Genomic DNA, 6,832 nt, shown 5'->3' on the forward strand with positions numbered 1-6,832 from the left:
TTTCAACAGCCTGCTAGCTCCTGATTTCAGTTAGCGTACTGATTTGTCGCCCCTCGTCATCAAAGTTCTCCGGGGCGAGCCAGGCTTGGAACGCCTGCTTGAGACCAGGCCACTCACGGTCGACAATGGAAAACCAAGCGGTGTCACGGGATCGCTGCTTGTAAACCGTTACCTGTCGGAAAATGCCCTCGAAGCTGAAACCCAGACGTTGCGCCGCCTTGCGGGATGCATCATTGAGGCTGTCACATTTCCATTCGTAGCGGCGATAGCGAAGCTCGTCGAAAACGTACTGCATCAGCAAAAACTGCGCTTCGGTCGACGCAGGTCGCTGCTTGATGAGCGGCGAAAACATTACCCAACCGACTTCGACGGAGCCGCTCTTGACATCGGCGCGCATCAACGAAAGTGCGCCAACGGCGCGATTAAGAACCGTGTCAATGACGGTATAGTGTTTCGGATCGGTACTTCGTGCGGCGCTCTCTGCGTAGCGTAAAAGCTCGCTCTCGTCACGGAAGGGCCCGATGGGCAGATAAGTCCAATCGCGGCCATCTGGTGCCGAAGAATAGGCGGCAAAGAGATCCCTGGCGTGGCGCTGCGCGTCCAGAGGCTCCAGCCGGCAAAATCTGCCTTGCAAGGTGACATCCGCAGGAAGCGGTCGATCCGTCCAGTCAGGCATAGAAGCGCCGACGGGCTGCCCATATTCGTTGATCTCTACGCTCATTTTTTCCTCATTTGGTTCGGATCATCAGTTAGATACCTGATAGCTAGCGGCATCGACTTCGACGTCGGTTTTAGAACCGACGACTGTACCGTGGCAGGCGTGATCATCAAGAAGTTGAGACATCCGCCCAAGGCCGAATCAAACAAAGAATGCGTCGTCCCATTCGATATCCGGCTATTCGACCAACCAGACTCGTCGCAGGATCGGCTGATCAATGAGTCATTGCGGGCGTCGGCACGCCGGCCGACTTCAACGTCTATATGTCCTTCTTCACGGCCGCTTACAACGCGCGCTTGGAAAATTACGGCAACGAGCGATGGCAATACAACCGCTCCGACTGCAATGCCGTCCGGATGAAGATAGCGCACTCTGCCCCCTTAGTACCATGTACGGTAAGCGGCGAGGCACTCAATCTTGGAAGAGGAAGGCCACGCCCGGATGCCGATAAGCGGGTGCAGTGCCAAAGCACCAAGGATTGCAGCGCGGTCAGCGCGGATGCACTCTCGCCGGTGCGCAATAAAGTAACCAACGCCCCCCCCCGATACCCCCACCCGAAACGCTCGCCGCGCACAACAGCGTGAATCCCATAACCCCAGTTTCGATACGACCCACCGCCGAGTCAACGTAGACGACACAAGCCAGAAGCGCCGCCCACTCTATCAGTGTCAGCCAAGGCAGGAACAACGCGAATACCTCGCCCGTACCATCCTCGTCCATCACAGCCTTTAAGTCCACAGCATTACTATCTATTTTTCACCGGAAGCGTCGCCGCAGTTTTGTCGAGCGCGGACGGAATCAGCCTGCCCCAACTGCGTCAAGACATTCTCACAGAACTCGATCGGCTTGCCCCATGCGTCCGGAATGCCCTCATGCTCACCTGCATTGGGTCATACGGGCCGTATTGTCAATCACACGAGATTCGCAGTCGCTCCGGCCACAGGTTTTGACCGGTGTTACTCGTATTCACAATCCTTTGGCGGCTCCAACACGAACGGAGATCCCATCGCCACACTGCGCAAGGTTGCCAGACCGCACACGATCCGAGCCCCATCAACAGGGTAGAGGTTATCTCGAATCGCTTACGCGCATTCCGAACAATTGTCACAAAGGCGCCGAAGCTGCGCTGCAGGAAATCCCACCACCAACCACTGTTCAAGAACCGCGTGGAGCCGCAGATCGGGGCCCCCGTTGTCGAACTGGCTCTCGAATTGCCAGCCTACAGTCAGGTGCGTGTCGCCAAGGAAGTGCTCAAACGGAATGCCCCGTCCGTCTCAGCCCAAGGTGGCCGTATCATCTGGTTGCGCCACGATCTGAAGACCATGCCGAAGCGCCTGAAGGCCTTGGAGGCCAAATTTGCCCAGGAGGGGGTTGGTGTTGACCGAGGCTCAACTGGTCGTGCTCGAACGCGCCAAACACGAGAAGGAAGTGCACGGAGAATTCAAGTCCGAATGTCCGGGCTACTGTGGCGCACAGGATACGTTCCATGTCGGCAGCCTCAAAGGCGGCGGCAGCGTCTATCAGCAAACTTTCGTCGATACCTACTCGAAGGTTGCGTTTGCCAAGCTCTACGATCGCAAGACGCGCTTGCCGGCGGCTGACCTACTCAACGATCGGGTCGTCCCGTTCTTCGACGGCTTCGGCATTCCACTGCTGCGTGTGCTGACAGACCGCGGCGCCCAATGCGCTCCATCCAGCTCAGCAGGATTCAACCCAAAACGCTTCCGCGCCCGGCCCCTACTCACGCCTCGTATTCTGCGTAGGCTTGCGAGCTCGGCAGATAAACGCCCCGTAACGGTTCGCTGGCGGCGATGCGCAACGCCAAGGAGCGCCTCGATATCGTCTTGATCCTCGCATATTTCGGTAAGTTCGCAGGCTAGGGTTGCTGCCATCCCTTCCGACACGACCGACGGCGCAAAGGTCGGGTAGGACCAGCGCCGTGAGTTATCGCAACACGGACTGGTCGGGGGCACCGCGTATGAAACAACGCGACTCGATCACTATCGGCGGCGAGGACATCTGCCAGACCTCCAGTAGCGTAATCAATTTTCATGATAACCAGATCAAAAAACACCATTTGCACCCACCTCGACTGTGCGGTGAACTACTAGTAGTTGAAGAAAAGGCCGATGTAATCGGCTGTTTTCGACGATTTACCACTGGAAGAGGCGCAAATCAATGATCTTGATCGTAATGGGCGTATCAGGCGCCGGAAAGTCGCATATCGGCGAAATGCTCGCGAAGCGTCTTTCATGCAACTACACGGACGGCGATGCATTCCACAGCTCCACCAACAAGACAAAGATGCACCAAGGGACGCCGCTCACAGATGAGGACCGCTGGCCGTGGCTAAGGTCAATCCGCACGGAAATTGAAAACGCGCAGCGCACAGGTAACACGGCCGTATTCACCTGCTCGTCGCTAAAGCGCTCGTATCGCGAAGTGCTGCGCCGCGACAACCCGGATATACGGTTTGTGTATCTCAAGGGCTCGGTTGAGGTATTGCGCTCGCGCCTGAATGCTCGATGTGGCCATTTCTTTGATTCATCTCTGCTGGAAAGCCAGCTCAGCACGCTTGAAGACCCAGGACCGCAGGAAGCAATCGCTGTCAACATCGATCTCACACCCGATCAGATCGTCAATTACGTGTTGCGGGACATCGTTGCCCACCCACACAACACCGCGATTTAACTCGCATCAGACTACAAAACACAAACAGGAGACGCCATGGAAGGCGAAAAACACTTGGCCACCCAAAGGTGGTGGTACCTGATGCCGGTCATCTTTATCACCTACAGCCTCGCTTATCTGGATCGCGCCAACTATGGCTTCGCTGCCGCAGGTGGCATCGACAAGGATCTCGGCATCACCCACGGCACGTCGTCGCTGATCGGCTCGCTGTTCTTTCTCGGCTACTGCGTATTTCAGGTACCCGGCGCAATCTATGCTCAACGCAACAGTGTCAAGAGGCTGATTTTCTTCAGCCTGATCCTCTGGGGTCTTTGTGCAGCAGCCACGGGCATGGTCAGCAACATCCCGATGTTGATGACATTGCGTTTCGTTCTCGGCGCGGTCGAGGCAGCGGTGATGCCATCAATGCTGCTCTATATCAGCCGATGGTTTACGCGCAGCGAGCGCTCCCGAGCCAATACGTTTTTGGTGTTGGGCAATCCGGTGACTGTCCTTTGGATGTCGGTGGTATCCGGCTACCTGGTGCACGCCTTCGGGTGGCGCGAAATGTTCGTAATCGAGGGATTGCCTGCATTGGCATGGGCGGTCGTATGGTGGCTGACGGTCAAAGAGCGTCCAACCGATGCCAGCTGGATGACTGACATTGAAAAGAATCGCCTGCTTGAGCGCATTGAGGCCGAACAGGCGCACATTCCACCGGTGCGAAACTACAAGGCCGCGTTTAGCTCAGCGATCGTCCTGAAGTGTTGTGCGATTCACGCGTTGTGGAGCGTCGGCGTGTATGGCTTCATCATGTGGCTGCCGTCAATACTAAAAATGGCCTCGAGAATCGACATCGTCTCGGTCGGCTGGCTCGCGGCCGTTCCGTATGCGGGCGCGATCGTACTGATGGTCAGTACGTCGTGGCTCTCTGACAGGATGGACAATCGAAAGCTCTTTGTGTGGCCCCTTCTCGCAATTGGCGCTATCGCTTTCATCGCTTCATATTTGATCGGCAGCTCACACTTCTGGGTGTCGTTCTGGCTTTTGGCAGTGGCAGGAGCGACGATGTACGCACCATACGGACCTTTCTTCGCGCTTGTATCCGAGTTGCTGCCGAGCAACGTGTTCGGAGGCGCGATCGGGATCGTCAATGCAAGCGGCGCGCTCGGCGCATTCATCGGCTCGTGGATCGTTGGCTACCTGAACGGCGCGACTGGCAGTCCGGCAGCGTCGTATATGTTCATGGCGGCCGCACTATTACTTTCCGTGATCATCACTCTTTCAGTTCCCTCTCGGTTGCCAAAGCGCGCGACTGCAAACGGAGCGTATCCCGCCACAACAGATGCTCTGTGATTAACTGGCGGCGAGATCCCTCAATCGCGATCTCTCGCCGCATCACTTCTCTGACCTGCGGTGGCATTTAGCACAGCTCGGCGTTCGAGCTGGACGACAATGTGCGCCCATCCATCTACGGCCGGCTGACCGGCATCGCGCTCGGTCTGGTGTTCGGTATCATTCGCGACGACATTCTCTTGATTCCGTCCGCGCAATTCGATCGACGCCGGACACGTCTGCATTGGCTCCCCTTGCCTCTCTGTCATGTTATGCGCCGCGCATGATGCGATATCCACCCTGACGCACCTCCTGCGTTTCGACACAATGTAAATTTCGGGCCGCGCGCAGCGTCTCTGCTTCTTCGCAACCCGGCGCATCGTTCAGCGATTCGACAGGCTCACGCACGTAATGCTTTGGCCTCGAGCCGCCCAGTCGCATAAAAAACACCGCCACTCCGTGACCCGGCGTGCGAGCTGGTGACGTTAACGCAGTAACGCGCATACGTCGGCCGCGCGGCACCCCACATCACAATTCGGTTCCGCATCAGTTTGCAATGCACGGATCGACCGTTCAGCGCGCCCCCCGGGACCCAACAGCTCCGTGACCGGAGCAAATTCGCGTAGGGACGTAAGCACCTCCGTTGGACGGAAACGCTGGTCCGCGTAGACCGTCACTGCCGACGAGCTGGACGTTTGAATAGGCATACGGACTCAGCAACTCAATCTGAGGATGAGTAGTATCCCTGAGACGCAGATAGCGAGGTGCGTCATTAGTGCCACTAAAAGCGGTATCTCACACGCATACTCATCCTGCGCGCCGGACGCCAAATACACTACGCCGATCACTAGAGCCGTAGCCGATAGCAACATCGACCCCAAAAGCTCCAGATCGGGCAAACCTGTCACAAAAAACATCCGTTGTACCCTACACGGATAGATCGTGGCTGCAACCATCGCCATCACCTCACCCACTGCTAACACTATGAGAAGCAAGTCATAGCGGAAACTCTCATTCGCTCTATGCATAGCAATCCAAAATCAATATCCTTGAAATCCATCATTAAATCAATAACCAATTTCAAAACGATTCGCATTCTACGATCAAAATAGAATTTCAAATCTTTAATAAGCCGCAGCGTCGAAGTTGGCCCTACGGTCTACGGCGCTAAGTTCTGTGATTGACGTGGCACATAGCCGGTCAGGTGCCAGCGGCCGTCATCGTCGAGGCGGAAGCTCAGTTTCTCGTAAACGGTCGTGCCACTCGGCAGCGTCGTCGCGTAGTCGACGTTCGCGTAGAGCCCGTCCGGCATCGTCGACCCGTTTTTGTACTGGATGCGCGTGATCTGCGCCCAGCCGCGATGGTTGACCGCGGCGACCGACTGGCGTGCATGCTGCATGTCCGCGGCGAACTGATCCTGCTTGATGCGCACCTTCACGAACGCGGCGGCGTCGGCCCACACCGCGCCGTACTGGCCGGCGTCGAGCAGCTTGAACACCGCATCCGAGTCGCGGAGCAGCGCGTCGGCCGATTCGCCGGCCGATTGTGCGTACGCGCCGATCGCGATCGAAGCGGCGGCGCAGCCGATCAGGCATTTGGCGCGGGTGAGGGTCGGGCGTGCATTCATGTCGGAGTCCGGAAAGGGCGGCGCGTCACGCGTCGCGATAGAGGGTGGCGATCGCGTCCGTGTAGGCCGCGACGTTGTCGGGGTTGTAGATGCTGACCGAGTCGAGCACGTGCTGCGATTGGTCACGGTACGCGTCGAGGTTCGCATCGTGCTCGGCGAGCGCCTGCAGCAGCGCGCGGCCGCCGGCCTGGCAATCGAAGTCCGGATAGAAATACCCGGCCTTGCCGAGGAACGGCGAGTTGTGGATCAGCGGGTAGTCGCCGTACAGCAGTTCGTAGTACAGGTAGTTCTGCGCGTTTTCCCACGTGTGCGACACCACCGCGTCGCCGTAGGCGGCCATGAACTCGTACACCGCATAGCGGCTTTCGAACATCGTGATCCCGTGGTTCACGATGTCAAGACTCTTCGCGAAATGGACGAAGGTCGTATGTTCCTTCAGGTGCAGCGTATTGCACACGCGCACGAATTCGACGAAATCGGGC

At 57.4% G+C, this 6,832-nt stretch carries 5 protein-coding genes and 1 pseudogene; 3 read left to right on the forward strand and 3 right to left on the reverse strand.

Features of this window, described 5'->3' with window-relative positions; all coding sequences use genetic code 11:
- Window positions 1-13 precede the first annotated feature (13 nt).
- The gene (locus U5771_RS34385; protein WP_322028067.1) at window positions 14-721 is read right to left on the reverse strand and encodes a GNAT family protein; all 708 of its coding nucleotides are present in this window, start codon (window positions 719-721) and stop codon (window positions 14-16) included.
- 1,105 nt (window positions 722-1,826) lie between these two features.
- Between U5771_RS34385 and U5771_RS34390 the strand changes: the two are divergent.
- From U5771_RS34390 to U5771_RS34400, 3 genes and pseudogenes are all read left to right on the forward strand, one after another.
- A pseudogene (locus tag U5771_RS34390) lies at window positions 1,827-2,401 on the forward strand (IS481 family transposase); the annotation flags it as partial.
- Window positions 2,402-2,896: 495 nt separating this feature from the next.
- Window positions 2,897-3,409: a gluconokinase gene (locus U5771_RS34395; protein ID WP_322028068.1), complete on the forward strand. Its 513-nt coding sequence runs from the start codon at window positions 2,897-2,899 to the stop codon at window positions 3,407-3,409.
- A 36-nt stretch (window positions 3,410-3,445) separates the two neighbouring features.
- A complete protein-coding gene (locus U5771_RS34400; RefSeq protein ID WP_322028069.1) occupies window positions 3,446-4,744 on the forward strand; it encodes an MFS transporter in 1,299 nt (432 codons plus the stop codon).
- Window positions 4,745-5,882: 1,138 nt separating this feature from the next.
- On the opposite strand, the gene U5771_RS34405 is transcribed toward U5771_RS34400, so the two are convergent.
- Complete coding sequence (locus U5771_RS34405) at window positions 5,883-6,350, reverse strand: DUF4019 domain-containing protein (RefSeq protein WP_322028070.1); 468 nt, start codon at window positions 6,348-6,350, stop codon at window positions 5,883-5,885.
- A gap of 25 nt (window positions 6,351-6,375) precedes the next feature.
- The coding region (locus tag U5771_RS34410) for a DUF2827 family protein (protein ID WP_322028071.1) at window positions 6,376-6,832 on the reverse strand (457 nt) is incomplete at its 5' end.

It is taken from the genome of Burkholderia sp. BCC1977 (assembly GCF_905339595.1).
In the GTDB taxonomy this organism is placed as follows: domain Bacteria; phylum Pseudomonadota; class Gammaproteobacteria; order Burkholderiales; family Burkholderiaceae; genus Burkholderia.